This is a genomic window from Georgenia muralis (assembly GCF_003814705.1).
Lineage (GTDB): Bacteria > Actinomycetota > Actinomycetes > Actinomycetales > Actinomycetaceae > Georgenia > Georgenia muralis.
The window spans coordinates 1,110,952-1,129,363 of sequence record NZ_RKRA01000001.1 but is presented as its reverse complement, the minus strand read 5'-3'; the positions used below and the strand labels follow the sequence as shown (position 1 = coordinate 1,129,363).

At 75.4% G+C, this 18,412-nt stretch carries 19 protein-coding genes and 1 pseudogene; 14 read left to right on the top strand and 6 right to left on the bottom strand.

Annotation, left to right across the window (positions count from 1 at the left end):
• Nucleotides 1-7: 7 nt before the first annotated feature.
• The 4 genes from EDD32_RS04910 to EDD32_RS04895 all read left to right on the top strand — a co-directional run bounded on the left by EDD32_RS04910 (nt 8) and on the right by EDD32_RS04895 (nt 4,432).
• Nucleotides 8-307 carry a DUF4235 domain-containing protein gene (locus tag EDD32_RS04910; protein WP_123915282.1) on the top strand — a complete coding sequence of 100 codons (300 nt, stop codon included), beginning with the start codon at nt 8-10 and terminating at the stop codon, nt 305-307.
• Nucleotides 308-556: 249 nt separating this feature from the next.
• Nucleotides 557-1,609 (top strand): thiamine ABC transporter substrate-binding protein, encoded by a 1,053-nt coding sequence (locus tag EDD32_RS04905; protein WP_123915278.1) that lies wholly within the window; start codon nt 557-559, stop codon nt 1,607-1,609.
• 1 nt (nt 1,610) lies between these two features.
• Entirely contained in the window at nt 1,611-3,311 is a 1,701-nt protein-coding gene (locus EDD32_RS04900) for an ABC transporter permease (RefSeq protein ID WP_123915275.1), read from the top strand.
• Nucleotides 3,308-4,432 (top strand): ABC transporter ATP-binding protein, encoded by a 1,125-nt coding sequence (locus EDD32_RS04895; protein ID WP_447925888.1) that lies wholly within the window; start codon nt 3,308-3,310, stop codon nt 4,430-4,432. The genes EDD32_RS04900 and EDD32_RS04895 overlap by 4 nt, the downstream gene beginning before the upstream one ends.
• Here EDD32_RS04895 and EDD32_RS04890 read toward each other — a convergent pair.
• Both EDD32_RS04890 and EDD32_RS04885 read right to left on the bottom strand, forming a co-directional pair.
• Nucleotides 4,414-6,069 carry a bifunctional 3'-5' exonuclease/DNA polymerase gene (locus EDD32_RS04890; RefSeq protein ID WP_246005980.1) on the bottom strand — a complete coding sequence of 552 codons (1,656 nt, stop codon included), beginning with the start codon at nt 6,067-6,069 and terminating at the stop codon, nt 4,414-4,416. The two genes, EDD32_RS04895 and EDD32_RS04890, sit on opposite strands and share 19 nt — an antisense overlap.
• A 105-nt stretch (nt 6,070-6,174) precedes the next feature.
• A pseudogene (locus EDD32_RS04885) lies at nt 6,175-6,516 on the bottom strand (VOC family protein); the annotation flags it as partial.
• A 73-nt stretch (nt 6,517-6,589) separates the two neighbouring features.
• On the opposite strand from EDD32_RS04885, the gene EDD32_RS04880 reads away from it, so the two are divergent.
• Together EDD32_RS04880 and EDD32_RS04875 are read left to right on the top strand one after the other, a co-directional pair.
• Entirely contained in the window at nt 6,590-7,960 is a 1,371-nt protein-coding gene (locus EDD32_RS04880; RefSeq protein ID WP_123915272.1) for an MFS transporter, read from the top strand.
• Between the two features lie 31 nt (nt 7,961-7,991).
• Nucleotides 7,992-8,309 carry a cupin domain-containing protein gene (locus EDD32_RS04875; RefSeq protein ID WP_123915270.1) on the top strand — a complete coding sequence of 106 codons (318 nt, stop codon included), beginning with the start codon at nt 7,992-7,994 and terminating at the stop codon, nt 8,307-8,309.
• Between the two features lie 10 nt (nt 8,310-8,319).
• Here the strand turns inward: EDD32_RS04875 and EDD32_RS04870 are convergent, their stop codons facing one another.
• Together EDD32_RS04870 and EDD32_RS04865 are read right to left on the bottom strand one after the other, a co-directional pair.
• A complete protein-coding gene (locus EDD32_RS04870) occupies nt 8,320-9,654 on the bottom strand; it encodes a DUF4921 family protein (RefSeq protein ID WP_123915267.1) in 1,335 nt (444 codons plus the stop codon).
• 83 nt (nt 9,655-9,737) lie between these two features.
• The gene (locus EDD32_RS04865) at nt 9,738-11,183 is read right to left on the bottom strand and encodes a lipase maturation factor family protein (protein ID WP_123915264.1); all 1,446 of its coding nucleotides are present in this window, start codon (nt 11,181-11,183) and stop codon (nt 9,738-9,740) included.
• Nucleotides 11,184-11,261: 78 nt separating this feature from the next.
• Here EDD32_RS04865 and EDD32_RS04860 point away from each other — a divergent pair, with 78 nt between their 5' ends.
• The 4 genes from EDD32_RS04860 to EDD32_RS04845 all read left to right on the top strand — a co-directional run bounded on the left by EDD32_RS04860 (nt 11,262) and on the right by EDD32_RS04845 (nt 12,923).
• The gene (locus EDD32_RS04860) at nt 11,262-11,579 is read left to right on the top strand and encodes a GNAT family N-acetyltransferase (RefSeq protein WP_123915262.1); all 318 of its coding nucleotides are present in this window, start codon (nt 11,262-11,264) and stop codon (nt 11,577-11,579) included.
• Nucleotides 11,576-12,025 carry a carboxymuconolactone decarboxylase family protein gene (locus EDD32_RS04855; protein WP_246005978.1) on the top strand — a complete coding sequence of 150 codons (450 nt, stop codon included), beginning with the start codon at nt 11,576-11,578 and terminating at the stop codon, nt 12,023-12,025. Before EDD32_RS04860 ends, EDD32_RS04855 begins: the two co-directional genes overlap by 4 nt.
• 101 nt (nt 12,026-12,126) lie before the next feature.
• Nucleotides 12,127-12,588: a hypothetical protein gene (locus EDD32_RS04850; protein WP_148087402.1), complete on the top strand. Its 462-nt coding sequence runs from the start codon at nt 12,127-12,129 to the stop codon at nt 12,586-12,588.
• Nucleotides 12,588-12,923 (top strand): hypothetical protein, encoded by a 336-nt coding sequence (locus EDD32_RS04845; protein WP_123915256.1) that lies wholly within the window; start codon nt 12,588-12,590, stop codon nt 12,921-12,923. The genes EDD32_RS04850 and EDD32_RS04845 overlap by 1 nt, the downstream gene beginning before the upstream one ends.
• An 89-nt stretch (nt 12,924-13,012) precedes the next feature.
• Here EDD32_RS04845 and EDD32_RS04840 read toward each other — a convergent pair whose 3' ends face one another.
• Complete coding sequence (locus EDD32_RS04840) at nt 13,013-13,414, bottom strand: DUF5997 family protein (protein ID WP_123915253.1); 402 nt, start codon at nt 13,412-13,414, stop codon at nt 13,013-13,015.
• Between the two features lie 88 nt (nt 13,415-13,502).
• Between EDD32_RS04840 and EDD32_RS04835 the strand changes: the two genes are divergently transcribed.
• The 4 genes from EDD32_RS04835 to EDD32_RS04820 all read left to right on the top strand — a co-directional run bounded on the left by EDD32_RS04835 (nt 13,503) and on the right by EDD32_RS04820 (nt 17,734).
• A complete protein-coding gene (locus EDD32_RS04835; protein ID WP_123915250.1) occupies nt 13,503-14,249 on the top strand; it encodes a LysR substrate-binding domain-containing protein in 747 nt (248 codons plus the stop codon).
• A gap of 88 nt (nt 14,250-14,337) precedes the next feature.
• The gene (locus EDD32_RS04830) at nt 14,338-16,014 is read left to right on the top strand and encodes a bifunctional metallophosphatase/5'-nucleotidase (RefSeq protein WP_123915247.1); all 1,677 of its coding nucleotides are present in this window, start codon (nt 14,338-14,340) and stop codon (nt 16,012-16,014) included.
• Between the two features lie 50 nt (nt 16,015-16,064).
• Nucleotides 16,065-17,369, top strand: a complete 1,305-nt coding sequence (locus EDD32_RS04825; RefSeq protein WP_123915244.1) for an APC family permease — start codon at nt 16,065-16,067, stop codon at nt 17,367-17,369.
• Between the two features lie 8 nt (nt 17,370-17,377).
• On the top strand, nt 17,378-17,734 hold the full coding sequence (locus tag EDD32_RS04820; RefSeq protein ID WP_123915241.1) for a GntR family transcriptional regulator: 357 nt from the start codon (nt 17,378-17,380) through the stop codon (nt 17,732-17,734).
• Nucleotides 17,735-17,749: 15 nt separating this feature from the next.
• Here the strand turns inward: EDD32_RS04820 and EDD32_RS04815 are convergent, their stop codons facing one another.
• Nucleotides 17,750-18,310: a dihydrofolate reductase family protein gene (locus tag EDD32_RS04815; RefSeq protein WP_123915238.1), complete on the bottom strand. Its 561-nt coding sequence runs from the start codon at nt 18,308-18,310 to the stop codon at nt 17,750-17,752.
• Nucleotides 18,311-18,412: the final 102 nt, after the last annotated feature.

The following is an 18,412-nucleotide window of genomic DNA, read 5'->3' as shown; positions in this document are numbered from 1 at the left end:
GTCGGGCATGATCGGGGACATCGTCGAGGAACGGGAGAGACGCATGGACATCGGCTGGAAGATCGTCAGCACCGGGGCGGTGCTCGCGGCGGGCGTGGCCACCAACAAGATCGTGGACGTGGGCTGGAAGCTCGTCACCGGCCACGAGCCGCCCACGGACGAGGACGACCCGGGTGTGCGGGTCTGGGAGGTCATCGCCTTCACCGTGGTCTCCGGCGCGATCCTGGGGCTCATGCGCCACTACGCCATGCGTGGGGCGAGCAAGTTCTACGGCGGGCCGGTCGAGAAGCGGGTGGACAAGGTCTAGCGGTCCCGGCCCGGAGGGCTGCCGGTGCGTCCCGGGCGCCGGTGCCCACGGGCACCCCGCCGGGCGCGGACCGCGCGGTGCTAGGCTCCTTCGCGAACGACAGGGGAGCGCCCACCGGGGGCGCTGAGAGTGCGGCCAGCCGCAGACCCTCGAACCTGCACCGGCTAGCACCGGCGAAGGAAGTCGAGCTTCTCCCCGCGCCGCCGGCGTCCGCGGGCGGCGCGGGCCCTCCTTGACCGAGGAGGACCGATGAGCACTACACCCACCCGCACCGCCGCGGCGCTCGGCGCCCTGGCACTGACCCTCGCCGGCTGCAGCCTCACCGGGGGCGGCGGGGACGACGAGGCAGGCGACGGCGGGGAGGTCACCGTCGTCACGCACGACTCCTTCGCGCTGAGCGAGGACCTGCTCGCCCAGTTCGAGGCCGAGACGGGGTACACCCTCACCTTCGTCGCCCCGGGCGACGGCGGCGCGCTGGTCAACCAGCTCGTCCTGACGAAGGACTCCCCGCTGGGCGACGTCGTCTACGGCATCGACAACACCTTCGCGGCCCGCGCGGTCGACGCCGGGGTCCTTGAGCCCTACACCTCGCCGGACCTGCCGGACTCGGCCGGGGAGTACGTCCTCGACGAGGCGCTCACCCCGGTCGACGTCGGCGACGTGTGCGTCAACGTCGACCACCAGTGGTTCGCCGACGCCGGGCTGCCCGAGCCGGTCACGCTGGAGGACCTCGCCGACCCCGCCTACCGCGACCTCCTCGTCGTCACCAACCCCGCCACGTCCTCGCCGGGCCTGGCCTTCCTCGCCGCCACCGTCGGCGCCTTCGGGGACGGCTGGCAGGACTACTGGGCCGACCTGGCCGACAACGGCGTCAAGGTCGTCGAGGGCTGGTCCGACGCGTACTACGTCGACTTCTCCGGCTCGGAGGGTGCGGGCCTGCGCCCGCTCGTGCTGTCCTACGCGTCCTCCCCGGCGGCGGAGGTCACCGCCGGCGGCGGCGACCCGCGCACCGGGGCCCTGCTCGAGACCTGCTTCCGCCAGGTCGAGCACGCCGGGGTCATCGCCGGGGCGCAGAACGTCGAGGGCGCGCGCGCCTTCGTCGACTTCCTCGTCTCCGCCGACGTCCAGGCCGACATCCCCGGCCAGATGTTCATGTACCCCGTCGACACCGACGTCGCGCTTCCCGAGGCCTGGGCCGCGTACGCACCCCTGGCCGAGGAGCCGCACGACGTGCCCGCCGAGCAGATCGCCGCCGAGCGCGAGGACTGGATCGCCGCCTGGACCGAGATCGTGATCGGCTGAGGTGACGACGACGCGCCCGACCTGGGCGGGACCCCTCTGGGCGCTCGCGGCCGCCGTGCCGCTGGCGTTCCTCGCGGTGTTCTTCGCCTGGCCGGTCCTGGCCCTGGTGGGCCGGGGCTTCGTCGCCGACGGCGGGGTCGACCTCGGCGGGTTCGCGGAGGTCTTCTCCCGGCCCCGCACGTGGCGCATCCTCGGCCTCACCCTCGCCCAGGCGGCGCTCGGCACGGCCGGCTCCCTGCTCCTGGGCGTCCCCGGCGCCTACCTTCTCTACCGCACCCGCTTCCCCGGCCGCGCCGCGCTCCGGGCGTTCGTCACCGTCCCGTTCGTCCTGCCCACCGTCGTCGTCGGCGTGGCCTTCCGGTCGCTGCTCGCCGAGGGCGGCCCGCTGGGGTTCCTCGGCCTCGACGGCACCTTCGCCGCGATCGTCCTGGCCCTGGTGTTCTTCAACTACGCCGTCGTCGTGCGCACGGTCGGGGGGATGTGGGAGCGTCTGGACCCGCGCGCCGAGCAGGCCGCCCGAGCGCTGGGCGCCTCGCCGGCCCGGGCGCTGCGCACGGTCACCCTGCCCGCCCTGGCCCCGGCGATCGCGTCCGCGGCGTCGGTGGTGTTCCTGTTCTGCGCGACCGCGTTCGGGGTGGTGCTCGTCCTCGGCGGTCTGAGGTTCGGCACGATCGAGACCGAGATCTGGGTCCAGACCACCCAGTTCCTCGACCTGCGGGCCGCCGCGGTCCTCTCGGTCGTCCAGCTCCTCGTCGTCGCGCTCGCCCTGGGGGTGGCCGCCCGCACCCGCGCCGGCCAGGAGCGTGCGCTGCGGCTGGGCGCCGCCGCGGCGGCGGCCCACCCCCTCCGGGTCCTCGAGCGGGACCCTCGCGGGCGGTGGCGGCCCGGGCCGGACCTCCTGCCCGCCGGGGTCACCGCGGTCGTCGTCGCCGGGCTCCTGGCGCTGCCGCTGCTCGGCCTCCTCGTGCGGTCCTTCCGCACCCCCGGCGGGGGGTGGGGCCTGGAGAACTACGTCAACCTCGGCACCACGGGCGGGCCCGGCACGCTGAGCGTCACGGTGTGGGAGGCGACCGCGAACTCCGTGCGCGTGGCCGTCGACGCCACCGTCCTCGCCGTCGTCGTCGGCACCCTGGTGGCCCTCGTCGTCTCCCGTCGGCCGCGCTCGCGGTCGGGACGCCGCGCCGTCGGCGTCCTCGACGCCCTGTTCATGCTGCCGCTGGGGGTCTCGGCCGTCACGGTCGGGTTCGGCTTCCTCATCACCCTCGACCGGCCCCCGCTGGACCTGCGCTCCTCCCTCGTCCTCGTGCCCGTCGCGCAGGCCGTCGTCGCCGTGCCGATGGTCGTGCGCACCGTCCTGCCGGTGCTGCGGGCGATCGACCCGCGGCTGCGCGAGGCCGCGGCCACGCTCGGCGCCGGCCCGGCCCGCGTGCTGGCCACCGTCGAGGGGCCGTTCCTCGTGCGCTCCCTCGGCCTGGCGGTCGGGTTCGCCTTCGCCATCTCCCTCGGGGAGTTCGGGGCGACGTCGTTCCTCGCCCGGCCCGACCGGCCCACCCTCCCGGTGGTGATCTTCCGGCTCATCGGCCGCCCCGGCGCGGAGAGCTACGGCATGGCCATGGCGGCGGCGGTGGTGCTGGCGGTGCTCACCGCCTCCGTCATGGCGCTCGCCGAACGGCTCCGCACGGCGGAGGCGACCCCGTGGTGACGGCCGAGGACGGCGGTGGCGACCCCGTCGTGACGGGCAAGGACGGCGAAGGCGATCCCACCGGCCTGCGGCTGCGCGGGGTGGTGGTGCGGTACGTCGCCACCACGGCGGTCGACGCGGTGGACCTCGACGTCGCGGCCCGCGAGGTCGTGGCCCTCCTGGGTCCTTCGGGGTCGGGCAAGTCGTCCCTCCTGCGCGCCGTGGCCGGTCTCGAGCCCGTGGCGGCCGGTGACATCACCTGGGCCGGCCAGGACGTCACGGGCGTACCGGTCCACCGGCGCGGCTTCGGCCTGATGTTCCAGGAGGGCCAGCTCTTCCCGCACCGCACGGTGGCGGGCAACGTCGGCTACGGCCTCGACGGCCTGCCGCGGGCCCGCCGCGCCGAGCGGGTCGCCGAGCTCCTCGAGCTGGTCGGCCTGGCCGGGTACGGCGACCGGTCGGTGGCGACCCTGTCCGGCGGGCAGGCCCAGCGTGTGGCCCTGGCCCGCGCCCTCGCGCCCGCGCCGGCGCTGCTCCTGCTCGACGAGCCGCTGTCGGCGCTCGACCGCGGCCTGCGCGAACGGCTCACCGGCGAGCTCCACGACATCCTCCGCGCCACCGGCACCACCGCCCTGTACGTCACGCACGACCACGACGAGGCCTTCACCGTGGCCGACCGGGTGGCGGTCATGGTGGACGGGCGCCTGGTGCAGGTGGACCGCCCGGCCCGGCTGTGGCGCCGGCCGGTGAACCAGGAGGTGGCCGGGTTCCTCGGCTACGGACCCTTCCTTCCCGGGCAGGTCCGCGGCGCGGTCGTCCGGACCGGGCTGGGCGAGGTCCCGCTCCCCGCCGCCGCGCCCGGTGAGGCCCCGGGTCCCGCGGCCCCGCACGGTCACGTGCTGGTCGGCCTGGGTCCCGCCGCCCTCCACGTCGTCACCGGCGAGGGGTGGGCCGGGGGCGACGACGTCGTGGTCCCGGTCCTCGCGACCCGGTTCGTCCGCGGCCGCACGGAGGTCGACGTCGCCCTGCCCGGGGGCGAGCGGGCCACCGCCGTCACCACCGCCACGGAGGTCGGCGCCCAGGTCCAGGTGCGGATGGACCCGGACGGCGTCGCCGTCGTCCCTCAGACCGCCTCGTCGTAGGAGCCCACGACGGTGACGTCCAGGGCGAAGTCGACCGGGAAGTCCCCGAACAGCAGCCGGCCGGCCGCGGTCGCGGCGGCGCGCACCGCCGCGGCGACCTCGTCCGCGGCGGCCTCGGGACTGTGCACCACCACCTCGTCGTGGAGGAAGAAGACGAGGTGCGGGGCCCCGCCGTCGATGCGCCGCAGCCGCAGCCGCAGCTCCGCCAGCCAGGCCAGCGCCCACTCGGCGGCCGTGCCCTGGACGACGAAGTTGCGGGTGAAGCGCCCCCAGTCGCGGGCGACGGCACCGGCACGGCGCCGGTCGGCGTCGTCGGCGTCGCCCTCGCTCGCCCGGCGCTGCACGCGGTGCCACTGCGGGGGCGGGGCCGGAGAGGTGCGCCCGAGCCAGGTGCGCACGACGTCGCCACGCTCGCCGGAGCGCGCGGCCTCCTCCACCACCCGGGTCGCGCGGGGGTAGGTGCGCTGGAGCCGGGGCATGAGCAGCCCGGCCTCACCGGTCGTGGCCCCGTACAGCGCGCCGAGCATCGCCACCTTGGCGCCGGCGCGCGTCTCGGCCACGCCCTCGTCGACGAGCGCCTGGTAGAGGTCACCGGCGCGGCTGGCGCGGGCCATGGCCTCGTCGCGCGACATTGCGGCCAGCACCCGCGGCTCGAGCTGGGCGGCGTCGGCGACCACGAGGCGCCAGCCCGGGTCGGCCACCACCGAGCCCCGCACCTGGTGCGGGAGCTGCAGCGCCCCGCCGCCACGGGCCGCCCACCGGCCCGTGACGACGCCACCGGGCACGTACGCGGGCCGGAACCGTGCGCGGCGCCCGGGCGCGTCGGGCGGAGCCACCCACGCCTCCATCCACGTCCAGCCGTTCGCGGCGAGCAGGCGGGCGAGCCTCTTGTACTCCAGCAGCGGCGCGACGGCGGGGTGGTCGAGGGCCGCGAGCTCGTGCTTGCGGGTGGTGCGGACCTCCAGGCCGGCCCCGCGCAGGGCGTGGCGCAGGTCGGTGGGCGAGTCCGGGTTGAGGGTCGGGGCGCCGAGGAGCTCCCGCACCTGCCCGGCGAGCGCCTCAAGGTTGGCGGGCCGGGCGCCCGGCCCGGGGCGTGGGCCCAGGACGGCGGTGAGCATCTCGTCGTGGCGGGCGGGGTCGAAGGGAAGCCCGTCGTGGGTCATCTCGGCGGCGACGAGCGCCCCGGCGGACTCCGCAGCGAGGAGCAGCCGGAGGCAGCCGTCGGTCCCGGCGAGGGCGACCTGCTGGCGACGGTGCTCGGCGAGGACCTCCTCGACGCCCACCGCCGCGGCGGCGTCGTCGAACAGGGTGGCGGCGTCGGGGTCCGGCCCGGTCGCGGCGACGCCGTCCCACGGCGACTCCTGGGACGGCAGCGCCCCGGCTCCCCGCAGGATCGCGTGGCACAGCCGAAGGTCGTGACAGCGCTCGACCCGGACGCCCGCGCGCAGCAGCGCCGGGTAGGTCGCGGCCGTGTCCGCCCAGACCCACCGGGGCCGCTCGCGCTCCAGGGCGCGCACCGCGGCCGGGAGCCCCTCGGCGTCGAGGACCGCCGGTCCGCCGACCGGCACCGGTCCGTGCCCGTCCGGAACGACCGTGAGGCGGGTGCCGCCCAGGTCGGCGGCGAGCAGGACCTCCACCCGGGCAGGCTAGCCCTGGTCGGTGACACCGCCGTCCCCGGCGTCGCCGGCGTCCTGGGCGGTCTCGCCGCGCTCCTCCGCGGCGACGTCCTGGACCGAGCGGGACAGGACGCAGAACTCGTTGCCCTCCGGGTCCGCGAGGACGACCCAGGAGACGTCCGGGCCCTGGCCCACGTCGGCCCGGCGGGCGCCGAGCGCGAGGAGCCGCTGGACCTCCGCCGCCCGCGTGGTGCCGTCGGCGCGCAGGTCGAGGTGGAGGCGGTTCTTCACCGTCTTGGGCTCGGGCACGGCGATGACGTCGATCCCCGCGCCGCCGCCGGCCGGGGCGATGCTCACGATCTCGGGCGAGGACTCCACCACCTCCCACCCGAGGGCGGCGGCCCAGAAGCGGGCCACGAGCGACGGGTCGTGGGCGTCGACGGCGATGGCCCCGATGGTGCTTGTCATGGGCCATCCGTACCACCTGACCCCGACACGGACCCCCGGCACCCGCTTCCGCCCACTCCCCGCACCTGGGACCATGGCGGACGTGGGCGAGACCGTCGCGCTGCGCTCGGACCCCGGGCGCCGGACCGTCGTCGCCGCCGTGCTGGGCTCCGGGATGGCCTTCCTCGACGGCACGGTGGTCAACGTCGCGCTGCGGCAGGTCGGCCTCGAGCTGGGCGCCGGGGTCGAGGGCCTGCAGTGGGTCGTCAACGCCTACATGCTCACCCTCGCCTCGCTCATCCTCGTGGGCGGCGCGCTCGGCGACCGTCACGGCCGGCGACGCGTCTTCGTCGTCGGGGTGGTCTGGTTCACGGTCGCCTCCCTCGCGTGCGCGCTCGCGCAGAGCACCGGCCAGCTCGTGGCCGCCCGCGCCCTCCAGGGCGTCGGCGGCGCGCTGCTCACCCCCGGCAGCCTTGCGCTGGTCCAGGGCACGATCGCCCGCGAGGACCGGGCCCGGGCCATCGGCATCTGGTCGGCGTGGGCCGGGGTGTCCACGGTGCTCGGCCCGCTGGTGGGTGGGTGGCTCGTCCAGACGCTGTCCTGGCGGTGGGTCTTCCTCGTCAACCTCCCTCTCGCCGTCCTCGTCCTCCTCGCGGCCCGGGCGGTGCCGGAGTCCGTTCCCGCCCGCCCCCGGCACTTCGACGTCGCCGGGGCCGTGCTGTGCGTGCTCGGGCTCGCCGGGGTCACCTACGCCCTCATCGAGCGCAGCCTGCCGGCGGCGGTCCTCGGCGTCCTCGCCCTGGCGGCCTTCGTCGCCGCCGAGCGGTGGACGGCGTCCGCCATGCTCCCGCCGGACCTGTTCCGCAGCCGGGCGTTCACCACCTCGAACGTCGTGACGTTCGTCGTGTACGGGGCCCTGGGCGCCGTGGCGTTCTTCCTCGTCCTCCAGCTGCAGGTGGTCGGCGGGTACACGCCGCTCGCCGCGGGGCTCTCGACGGTGCCGCTGACGCTGCTCATGCTGGGGTTCTCCGCCCGGGTGGGCGTGCTGGCCACGCGCACCGGGCCCCGGCCGCTCATGGTCGCCGGACCCGCCGTCGCCGCCGCCGGGGTGGCCCTGCTCGCCGGGCTCCCCGCCGACCCCTCCTACGTCCGGGACGTCCTGCCCGGCATGACGGTCTTCGGGGTGGGGATCACGCTGCTGGTCGCGCCCCTGACGACGACGGTCCTGGCCGCGGTCCCCGACGAGCGGGCCGGTATCGCCAGCGGGGTGAACAACGCCGTGGCGCGCGCGGCGAGCCTCCTCGCCGTCGCCGCCCTGCCGGCGCTCGTCGGGCTCAGCGGGGACGACAACGAGCGGCCCGCGGCCCTCGCGGCGGGCTACACCGCCGCCATGTGGTGGTGCGTGGGCCTGCTCCTCCTCGGCGCGGCGCTCGCCACCCTGGTGCCGGCGCGGCAGCGGGTGTGACGATGGTCCTCACCCGAGACCGAGGAGCACCATGACCGACCTGTCCGCCCTCGCGGCCGAGCACCTGGCCGCCGCGACCGCCTCGCCGCGAGGACGCAGCGCCCTGCTCGTCACCAACGACGGGCCGTTGCGCCAGAGCGTCATCGCCCTGCGCGGCGGCGAGCAGATCGCCGAGCACAACGCGCCGGCAGCGGCCACGCTCCAGGTCCTGCTCGGCACGGTGCGGCTCACCGGCGGACCGCAGGATCTGGAGCTGACGGCCGGCTCGCTCGCCCCGGTGCCCCACGCGCGGCACGGTGTCGACGCCGTCACCGACGCGGTGGTGCTCCTGACGACCGTCAGCGCCTGAGGCTCCCGGCTCAGAAGCCGCCGCGGCCGTAGTGCAGCGAGTTGGGCCGGCACGGGCACTCGGTGGCGATCCGCACCGGTGCGATCGCCCCGGCGTCGCGCAGCGCGTAGAGGCGCGGGACGACCATGTCGCGCAGCGAGTACGGGTCGATGGTGTTGAGGTTGATCTTCGTCCCGCCCTCGAAGCCGGCCAGGGTCGAGACCCGCCACTTGAGCATGACCCGCCACGGCATCGCCATGTCCACGTCGGCCGGCCGGTGGTGCCACTCCTCGTTGGTCGGCACGGGCGTGCCCGTGGCGGCGTGGCAGGCGTGCAGGAGGTCCGACATCCCGCGCACCTCCTCCTCGGTCTGCTCCCAGGGCTCGCTGCGCGGGCTCTTGGAGTACACCTCGAGGGTGGGGTAGCGGTGCCCGAAGCCCGCGAACGCCACCGCGTGGTCGTTCTCCGCGACGACGAGGTTCGCGTAGCCGGCGTAGTTCACCGCCACCTCGTTGTAGAGGTTGGGGTTGGTGCGCAGCCGCTCGAGCTCCATCTCCGTCTGGCGCCCGCGCTCGTCGATGGCCACGAGCTGCTTGTGCAGGTGGTCGAACGAGGCGCCGGCCGGGCGGAGCCAGTTCTGGAACACCGCGACGTAGCGGACGTACCGGTTGGCCGCGTACAGCGAGCGCATCGTCTCGACGGTGAACGCGGTGTACCGGTGGTGCTCCTCGGGGGTGAGCGTGCCGGAGGCGGCGAGCTGGTCGTCGTGGGTGGCGCCGTCGACGAAGTGCCGACGGGCGACGACGACGTCGTGCCCGCCGCCGAACAGACCGCTCGCGTGCGCGAGGCGCTCGTCCGTGCTCATGGCCTCCCACTGTGCGGGCGTGAGCCCGCCGGCGAGCAGGCGCGCCCGCAGGACTGCCAGGACGTGTGCCCGGCCGGTCTCGTCCGCGAGGTACGCCCGCGTCCGGGCGGCGACCGACCCGGGCACCTCGTAGCCGTAGTTCACGTGCCAGTAGTCGAGGGAGAGGATCTCGAAGAGGTTGGGGATCCGGCGGAACTCGGCGACGGTGCGCGTGAGCTCGTGGGCGGGCAGCTCGCGCAGGGTCTGCCACGTGGTGCCCGACCGGACGAGGCGCGACTTCTCGGGCGGGGTGTCGAGGTAGCGCAGGTGGCAGAAGGCGCAGTGCCGCCCGTGCGCCTCGGGGTCCAGCGGGACGGGGTCGCTCGCGGCCACGCCGAGGGGCCGGTGCGCCCGGCCCGGGACGGTCCAGACCTCGGTACCGGTGAGCGGGCTGACCTGCTTGATGGTGCCGTCGGCCATGCGCGTGATGGGTCCGGACCCCGCCGGGTGGGGAAGGAGCATCGTGGCCTCCACGTCGTCGTCCCCACCCTAACGAGCGCGGCCGGGGTCGGGCACCGGCACCGGCGTGCCCGGTGGGTTCGCCGTCAGCGCAGCCGGCGCAGGTCCGCCAGGGTCGCCGGGGCGACGAGGACCCCCACCTCACGCCGCACCCACCACTGACGGGTGCGGCGCAGCTCCGCCCACGTGGAGTAGCGGTAGCGGAACACCCGCGCCCGCACCCACGTCGGGCGCCCGCCGTCGAACGGGTCGACGGCGAGGAGCCGCAGCGTGGCCGGGTCCGCCTCGAGGAGGCGCTGGAGGAACCGGGTGAACCACACGTGCTGCGAGGGTGAGCCCAGCGCCAGGAACCACATCCCCCAGTCCAGGCGCAGGTGGTACGGCGCCCACTGCCGGGGCAGGCGGCCCGTCGGCCCCGGTTTTCCGCGGAACACGTACTCGCGCCACCCCGCCGCCTCGAACGGGTCGGCGGCGTCCGTCCCCTCCACGACCACCTCGTCGCGCCGGCGGGTGATGGAGCCGAACGCGCCGTACGCGCCCACGAGGTGCCAGCGGTTGAACGAGGCGTTCATGGCCTGCCGCGGCGAGAGCAGGTTGCGGGCCGGCCACCAGCTCAGGACCACGAGCAGGGCCGTCACCACCAGGACGACGACGCCGAACCACACCGGGAGCGGGCCGTGCGCGTCGGTGGCCGCGGTCCCCGGCACGACGGTGGACAGGGCGCCGTCGCCGACGGCCGAGAACGCCAGGATCATCGTGAGCCAGTTGAGCCACGCGAAGTTGCCCGACAGCACCAGCCAGCCCTGGGTCACCACGACGACGCCCGCCGCCACGGTGGCGACCGGCTGGGGCGCGAGGAGCAGGAACGGCACGAGGAGCTGGGTGACGTGGTTGGCGGCGACCTCCACCTTGTGCAGGGGCCTGGGCAGGTGGTGGAAGAACCAGCTGAGCGGGCCCGGCATCGGCTGGGTCTCGTGATGGTGGTACAGGCACGTGAGGTCGCGCCAGCACGGGTCGCCCCGCATCTTGATCAGGCCCGCGCCGAGCTCGACGCGGAGCACCAACCACCGGAACAGCCAGATCACCGTGACCGGTGCGGCCACCTCGTCCGAGCCGAGGAACGCGGCGAGGAACCCGGCCTCGAGGAGCAGCGACTCCCAGCCGAACCCGTAGAACACCTGACCCACGTTGACGACCGAGAGGTAGAGGCCGAACAGGGTCAGGAACACCACCATCGGCACCCACGGCGGCCCGGTCTGCGGCAGCCCGACGACGACGCTCGCGGCCAGGACGATCCCGGTGACCGCGACGGCGCGCAGCAGCCGGTCGGAGTAGCGCCACCGGAACAGGGTCGGGCCCGCCCGCCCGGCGCTGCGCCGCAGGTGCTCGGGGACCGGCAGGAGCCCGCGCTCGCCGAGCAGGGCCGGGAACTGGTGCCAGACGGCGACGAAGGCGACGAGGTAGACGCCGGCGATCCCGCGCTGCAGGACGATCCGCGCGACGTCGTAGTCCGGTGCCGTCAGCCAGTCCACGCTGTCCTCCCGCCCCCATTGCACACCCGGGCCGCGCCCGGCGCAGCGTCGCGTGCCGTCGTCGTGTTCCATGGGGCCATGGAGACCATCACCAGGAGCCACGACCGCTTCGAGATCGCCGTCGACGGCGACGCCGCCGGCCGCGCCCTCTTCGTCGACCGCGACGGCCGGCGGATCTTCTTCCACACCGAGGTGGGGGAGGAGTACGGCGGGCGGGGCCTGGCGGGGCGGCTCGTCGGCCACGCCCTGGACGCCACCCGCGAGGAGGGGCTGCGGGCCGTGCCGGTGTGCCCGTACGTCGAGCGCCTCGCCCGCCGCTCGGGCGGCTGGGCCGACGTCGTCGACGAGCCGAGCGAGGACGAGCGGGCCGCCGTGAAGGGCCTGGCGACGTCGTGAGGGTCCAGGTCGACAAGGAGCACCCCAACATCGCCAAGGCGCTCGCGGGCACGGTCGTCCAGGTGCGGATGGCCGCCGAGCGGCAGGGGGTCGGGCGCCGGCTCATGGAGCTGGTCAACGTGCGCTCGTCCCAGATCAACGGCTGCGCCCAGTGCCTGGACCTGCACGTCCGGCAGGCGCTCGACGCCGGGGAGGACGTCCAGCGCATCGGGGTCCTGCCGGCCTGGCGCGAGAGCGGGCTGTTCGACGACGTGGAGCAGGCCGCCCTCGAGGTCGCCGAGGCGGTGACCGCAGGCGGGCACCTCGACGACGAGACCTACGCCCGGGTCCTGGCGGTCCTCGGGGAGCAGCGGCTCTCCCTCGTCGTCTGGATCGCCGTCACCATCAACTCCTACAACCGGGTCTCGGTCGTCAGCGGGCACCGGCCGCGGGGCGCCCGGGAGTAGTCGCCGGACCTTGGTCTCTCGCGGCGGCCGGGGCGGCGGCGGTAGGACGGTGTGTGACCGCGCCCGCGGGACGGGCCCGCGACGGTGCGGGGGAGGCAGCGATGACCCAGGTGTACCGCGGGAGCTCGCGGGCCGGCAGCGGAACGGGGAGCCTCGCCGCTCGACGGGTGGCGAGGGTCGCCGGGGGGATGATGATCGCCGGCGCCGGTCTCAACGCCGTGCTCGTCGTCGCCCGGCCCGGGGTCTACGCCGGGCTCGGCACCTGGTTCGCCGAGCTCAGCCCTCAGGTCGACGCCCTCCAGGACCTGTGGAGCCGGACGATGGGCGCCCACCCGCGGGTGTGGGCGACGGCGGTCGGGGTGGGGTACGAGGCCGCCGTGGGTGTCCTGGCGCTCTCGGCCGACCCGCGCCGTCGTCTGGTGGGGCTCGGCGGCATCGCGGCCTTCAAGGCCGGGCTGCTGGCGATGGGGCTGTGGAGCTGGGCGCTGCCGTGGCTGGCGGTCCTGGCCTGGGCGGCGGCCGGCACCATGCGCGAGCGCGACCGGGCGGGCGAGGGCGACTGATGGGCTGGCTGCTCGGGGCGTTCCTCGTCGCCCACGGACTGCTCCACCTCGCGGTGTGGGTACCGAACGGCGAGGAGCTGCCCTACGACCCCGGTCGCTCGGTGGCGCTGGGCAACGTCCGCGCGCTCGCCGTGGGGCTAGCCGCGCTGGCGGCGACGCTGTTCGTGGCCGCCGGCGTCGGTGGGATCGTCGGTGCCCTCTGGTGGCCCGGCGTGACCGTGGCGGCGAGCGTGACGTCGCTGGTGCTCATCGCCCTGACCTTCAGCCCGTGGTTCCTCGCCGGGGTCGCCATCGACGTGGCCATCGGGGTCTTCGCCTGGCAGCAGCTCGGCTGAGCCAGGTACGGGTGCCCGGGCGCGTCGTCCGGCTGCCGGGGCGTCATCGGGAACTTGGGCGTCGTCGGGCTGCCGGGCCGGTCGTCCGGCTACCGGGGCGCGTCGTCGTCGTCGGAGCTGCGGGCCCGGTCGCGCGAGCGGAGCCGGGCCTCCTCGGCCCGGACGTCCGCCTGGGTGGCGCGCTCGCGCTGGAGCCAGACCGGCATCTCGTCGAGCAGGGCCTTGATCTCGTCCGTGGTCAGCGGCTCCTCGACACCGCCGCGCGAGAGGCCCGACGTCGAGACCCCCAGGCGCCGGGCGACCTCCTGACGCGGGTGCGGGCCGTTGCGTCGCAGGTCGGCGAGCCACGCCGGCGGGTCGGCCTGGAGCGCGTTGAGCTCGTCGCGGCTGACCACCCCGGCCCGGAACTCCTCCGGCGTCGCCGAGAGCAGGACGCCGAGCTTGCGGGCGGCTGTCTGGGGCTTCATGGTCTGCGGCTTCGGGGTGCTCATGACTGGCAAGCCTAGGCGTTGGGGGCCGGACCGCGGTGCCGCTAGCCTGGCGAGGTCGCCGCTCCGGCGGCCAGGCGAACGGGGGACCATGACGCAGGCCTTCCGCATCCGGTTCGTCCCCGGGGTGAGCCCGGACAGGTGGCTGCGCACGTGGAGCCGGCGACGCCCCGGCGCCGACCTGGACGCCGGCCCCGTGGACGTGGCCGACCAGATCAGGTGCCTGCGCGAGGGCACCGCGGACATGTGCTTCGTGCGGCTGCCGGTGGACCGCGCCGGGCTGCACGTCATCCCCCTCTACGAGGAGGTGCCGGTCGTCGTCGTCGCCAGGGACCACCCGGTCGCGGCCTTCGAGGAGGTCGACGTCGCCGACCTCGCCGGGGAGCACCTGCTCCAGGGCGCCGACGAGATCCCGGAGTGGTGGGCGGTCGCCGACGAGGTCCGCCACGGCACCCGGGTGCCCGTCCCCCCGATGAGCCTCGGGGAAGCCGTCGAGGTGGTCGCCTCCGGTGCGGGCGTCGTGGTGGTCCCCATGTCGCTCGCCCGGCTCCACCACCGCAAGGACGTCGTCCACCGGCCCGTGACCGGCGTGGCCGGCTCCCGGATCGGGCTCGCCTGGCGCGAGGGCGACGACGACCCGCGCATCGAGGAGTTCGTCGGCGTCGTCCGTGGTCGCACCGAGCGCAGCTCGCGGGGTGCGGCTGCACCGCAGGGCGGCGGGCGGGCCGCGGCGGCCGGCGGCCGGCAGTCCGGCGGGGGCCGTCCGGCAGGCGAAGGGAAGACCGGGGCGCGACGTCGCGGCGACCCGAGAGGTCGGCGGCGGCCCGGGCACCGCTGAGGGGCGTTCACGGTGCACCTGCCCGCTCCTCTGCCTACGCTCGACGCGCCGCCGATACCCGGCGGGGTACGCGAGCAGAGGATCTCCCATGGCCGAGCTGACCATCGTCCACATCGGCGACCTCCACGGACACCTGGTCCCGCGCCCGAACGTCCGCGGCGACGGCACCGGCCGCGCTGAGGGCGGCCTCGCCCACCTCGCCGCAATGGTCGCGCAGATCCGCGCCGAGCGGCCTGCCAGCCTGCTCGCCAACACCGGCGACACCATCCAGGGCAGCGCCGAGGCCCTCTTCACCCGGGGACAGGCGCTCGTCGACGTCGTCGACCGCCTGGGCGTGGACCTCTTCGCCCCGGGCAACTGGGACTACCTCTACGGCAAGGAGCGCTTCCTCGAGCTGTTCGGGCCCGGCACGGGCTCCGGTCCCTCGCGCACGCGGTGGGGCGCCGTCGCCGCGAACGTCTACCACGCCGGCACCCGCGACCTCCTCCTGCCGCCGTACCTCGTGACCGAGGTGGCGGGCCTGCGGGTGGGTGTGGTGGGGCTGTCGAGCGAGCGGGCCGTCAACGCCCTCGGTCCCTGGGTGACCGAGGGCATCGAGTTCACCGACGACGGCCACGAGGTCCCGGCGCATGTGCGCACCCTGCGGGAGGAGGAGGGCGTCGACCTCGTCGTCCTCGTCTCGGAGTTCGGCCTGGCCAAGAACGTCCTCATCGCCGAGGTGAACCCCGGCATCGACGTCGTCCTGTCCTCCGACATGCACGAGGAGACCCGTGACTGCGTCGTGACGTCGACCGGGGCGCTGGTCTCCGAGGTCGGTCAGGACGGCACCCGGCTGGCCCGGCTGGACGTCACGGTCGAGGGCGGACGGGTCACGGGCCACCGCTACCGCCTCCACACCGTCGACGCCGGGACGGCACCGGACCGCGGTGTCGCGCGGCTGGTGGACGAGGTCCGGGCGCCCTTCCTCGCCGGGCCGGCGTTCCGCCCCCACGTCAACCCCCTCAACGGCGCGGTGCTCGACCGGCCGATCGACGACGTCGTCGGCCGGACCGAGGTGGGGCTGCACCGCTCGGGCTTCTGCGGGGAGGGGTACCCGGCCGCGGTCGAGGGCACCTCGCACGACTTCCTCTCGGCCGCGATTTGCGAGGTGGCCGGGACCGATGTGGGCCACCTGCGCGGCTTCCGGTACGGCACCCACGTCGCGCCCGGGCCGGTCCGGCTCGAGGACCTCTACCACTACCTCCCGGTGGGGGCCCAGCTCGCCCGGACGACCGTCACCGGCGAGCAGCTCCGGCGGTCCCTGGAGGACTCGGCCGACGGGACCTTCAACCCGGACCCGTTCCGCTGGACCGGTGGCTGGGTCCACGCGTACGCCGGCGTGCGCTACGCCCTGGACGTCTTCGCCGACAAGGGCTCGCGCGTCTCGGCGGTGCAGGTCCGCCGCGGCGACGGTGACTGGTCGGACCTCGAGCCGGGTGCCACCTACACCCTGGCCGGGTACTGGTACCCGAGGGTGCCGGACAAGGTGGGGGGCATCGACGGCGGCGAGGTGACGGTGCTGGGCCGCGCGGGGGCCGCGCTCGACGGGCCCGGTGCGGCCGGTGGGCCGGGTGCGGCCGGCGCCGTCGACGTCACCGAGCACGTCGTGGACCACCTGGCCCGGCACGTCGTGCGGGCCGAGGAGCCGCGCGTCCGCCTCGTCCGGCCGCTGCCCGACCGGCTCTGGTCGTTCCCGGAGATCCAGCCGCTGCGCGGGGCGCGGTAGGCGGGCTGCCCCCGGTTGCCGGGCCCGGACGGCGGCCCCACGCTTGCCCGATGGCCACCGACACCGCCGCCCCCGCGCGCCTCCGGCGCGGCATCACCCCGCCCCTGCTGTTCCTGTTCATCCTCGGGGACGTCCTCGGCGCCGGCATCTACGCCCTGGTGGGGGTCCTGGCGGAGGAGCCGGGCGGCGCCATGTGGGCGCCGCTGCTCCTCGCGCTGGCGATGGCCATGTTGACCGCCGCCAGCTACGCCGAGCTCGTGACGAAGTACCCGCGGGCCGGGGGAGCCGCGGTCTTCGCCCAGCGGGCCTTCCGGCGCCCCCTCGTCTCCTACCTCGTGGGCTTCTCGATGCTGGCCGCCGGTGTGACGAGCGCGGCCGGGCTCTCGATCGCCTTCGCGGGCGACTACCTCGCCACGTTCGTCGACGTCCCGGCGGTCGTCGCCGCCCCGGTGTTCCTCGTGCTCCTCGCGCTGCTCAACGCCCGCGGCATCAAGGAGTCCGTCCGCTCCAACGTGGTGATGACCCTCGTCGAGGTCTCGGGCCTGGTCCTGGTGGTCGTCGTCGTCGCCGTGGCCGTCGGCGGGGGCCAGGGCGACGCGGGCCGCATCCTCCAGACCCCGCCCGGGGTCTCCGCGGGGGCGGCCGTGCTCGGCGGGGCGCTCATCGCGTTCTACTCCTTCGTGGGGTTCGAGGTCTCGGCCAACGTCGCCGAGGAGGTCCAGGACGTCAGCCGGGTCTACCCCCGCGCACTCTTCGGGGCGCTGCTCGTCGCGGGGGTCGTCTACGCCCTGGTCGGCCTCGGCTCCGCCGTCGTCATGGAGCCCGGCGAGCTCGCCGGCTCCTCCAGCCCGCTCCTCGACGTCGTCGAGGCAACCGGCGCCGGGGTGCCCGCGTGGGCCTTCAGCGCGATCGCGCTGGTCGCGGTCGCCAACGGCGCCCTGCTGACGATGATCATGGCCAGCCGGCTGGCCTACGGGATGGCCGACGAGGGGCTCCTCCCCGCCCCGCTCACCCGGGTCCTGCCCCACCGCCGGACGCCGTGGGTCGCCATCGCGGTGACCACGGCGCTCGCCGTCGCGCTCACCCTCGTGGGCGACCTCGCCGTGCTCGCCGAGACGGTGGTGATGCTGCTGCTCCTGGTGTTCATCAGCACCAACCTCGCCGTGCTGGTCCTGCGGCGCGACCGGGTGGAGCACGAGCACTTCCGCGCCCCTGTGGTCCTGCCGGTGCTGGCCCTGGTCTCCTGCGCCGTCCTGCTCACCCAGCAGTCGGCCCGCGTGTGGGCCTTCGCCGGGGTCCTGCTCGCCGTCGGCGTGGTCACCCACCTGGTGGTGCGCCGCCGCGTGCGTGCTTGACTCGGCCCATGGACGTCGTCATCGACCCCGCCTCCGACGTGCCGCCGTTCGAGCAGCTGCGCACCCGCCTCGCCGCGGACATCACCTCCGGCACCCTCGCCGCGGGCACGCGGCTGCCCACCGTCCGCACCCTCGCGGCGGAGCTGGCCCTCGCCACGAACACCGTCGCCCGGGCCTACCGCGAGCTCGAGGCGGACGGGTTCATCGAGACCCGGGGCCGCCACGGCTCCTTCGTCAGCGCCCAGGGCGACGCGGCCGGACGTCAGGCGCAGGAGGCGGCGACGGCCTACGCCGAGCGGGTGCGCCACCTCGGCGTCGACCCCGCCGTCGCGCTGCGGTACGTCGAGCGGGCCCTGGGCCTGTAGCGGACGGGCGGCGGCCTACCGCACGACGGTGGCCGGTGCCTGGGGCGCCGTGGGCCGGTAGACGAGGTGCACGACCCCCGTGGGGAGCGTCTCGGAGGAGATGAGCTCGAGCGGGGTGTGCTCGACGCCGTCGGTCCAGCGGCGCTCGCCCGAGACGACGACCGGGTCGACGAGGAGGTCGAGCTCGTCGAGGAGCCCTGCGCCGAGGAGCGAGCGCACCGTCGTCAGGCTCCCCGACATGCCGATGGTGCCCGGGGTCCGCTCACGCAGCTCGCGCAGCTGGCCGAGGTTGCGCACGACCGTCGTGCCCGCCCACGCCGGGTCGCTGAGGGTGGTGGAGAGGACGTACTTGGGCACCGGGTTGATGAAGTCGGCGAAGTCGTCGCTGTCGTTGTCCGGCCAGTAGCGGGACCACTGGTCGTACAGGACGCGGCCCATGAGGTAGGACTCGCACCGGCTCGTGTGACGGTCGACCGCCTGGCCCATGGCCTCGTCGAAGTACGGGCCGTGCCACCGGTCCGGGTGCTCGGCCGAGCCGTCGAGGGTGGTGAACAGGTTGACGGCGATGCGTCCCATGGGGCTGCTCCTCGCTCGGGGTCACGGGGGGGGTGGCCGCGACGCCGTCGCGCTGCGCGGGTCCGGCCGTTCCCGCACGGTAGCCGGACACGGGCCGGTGCG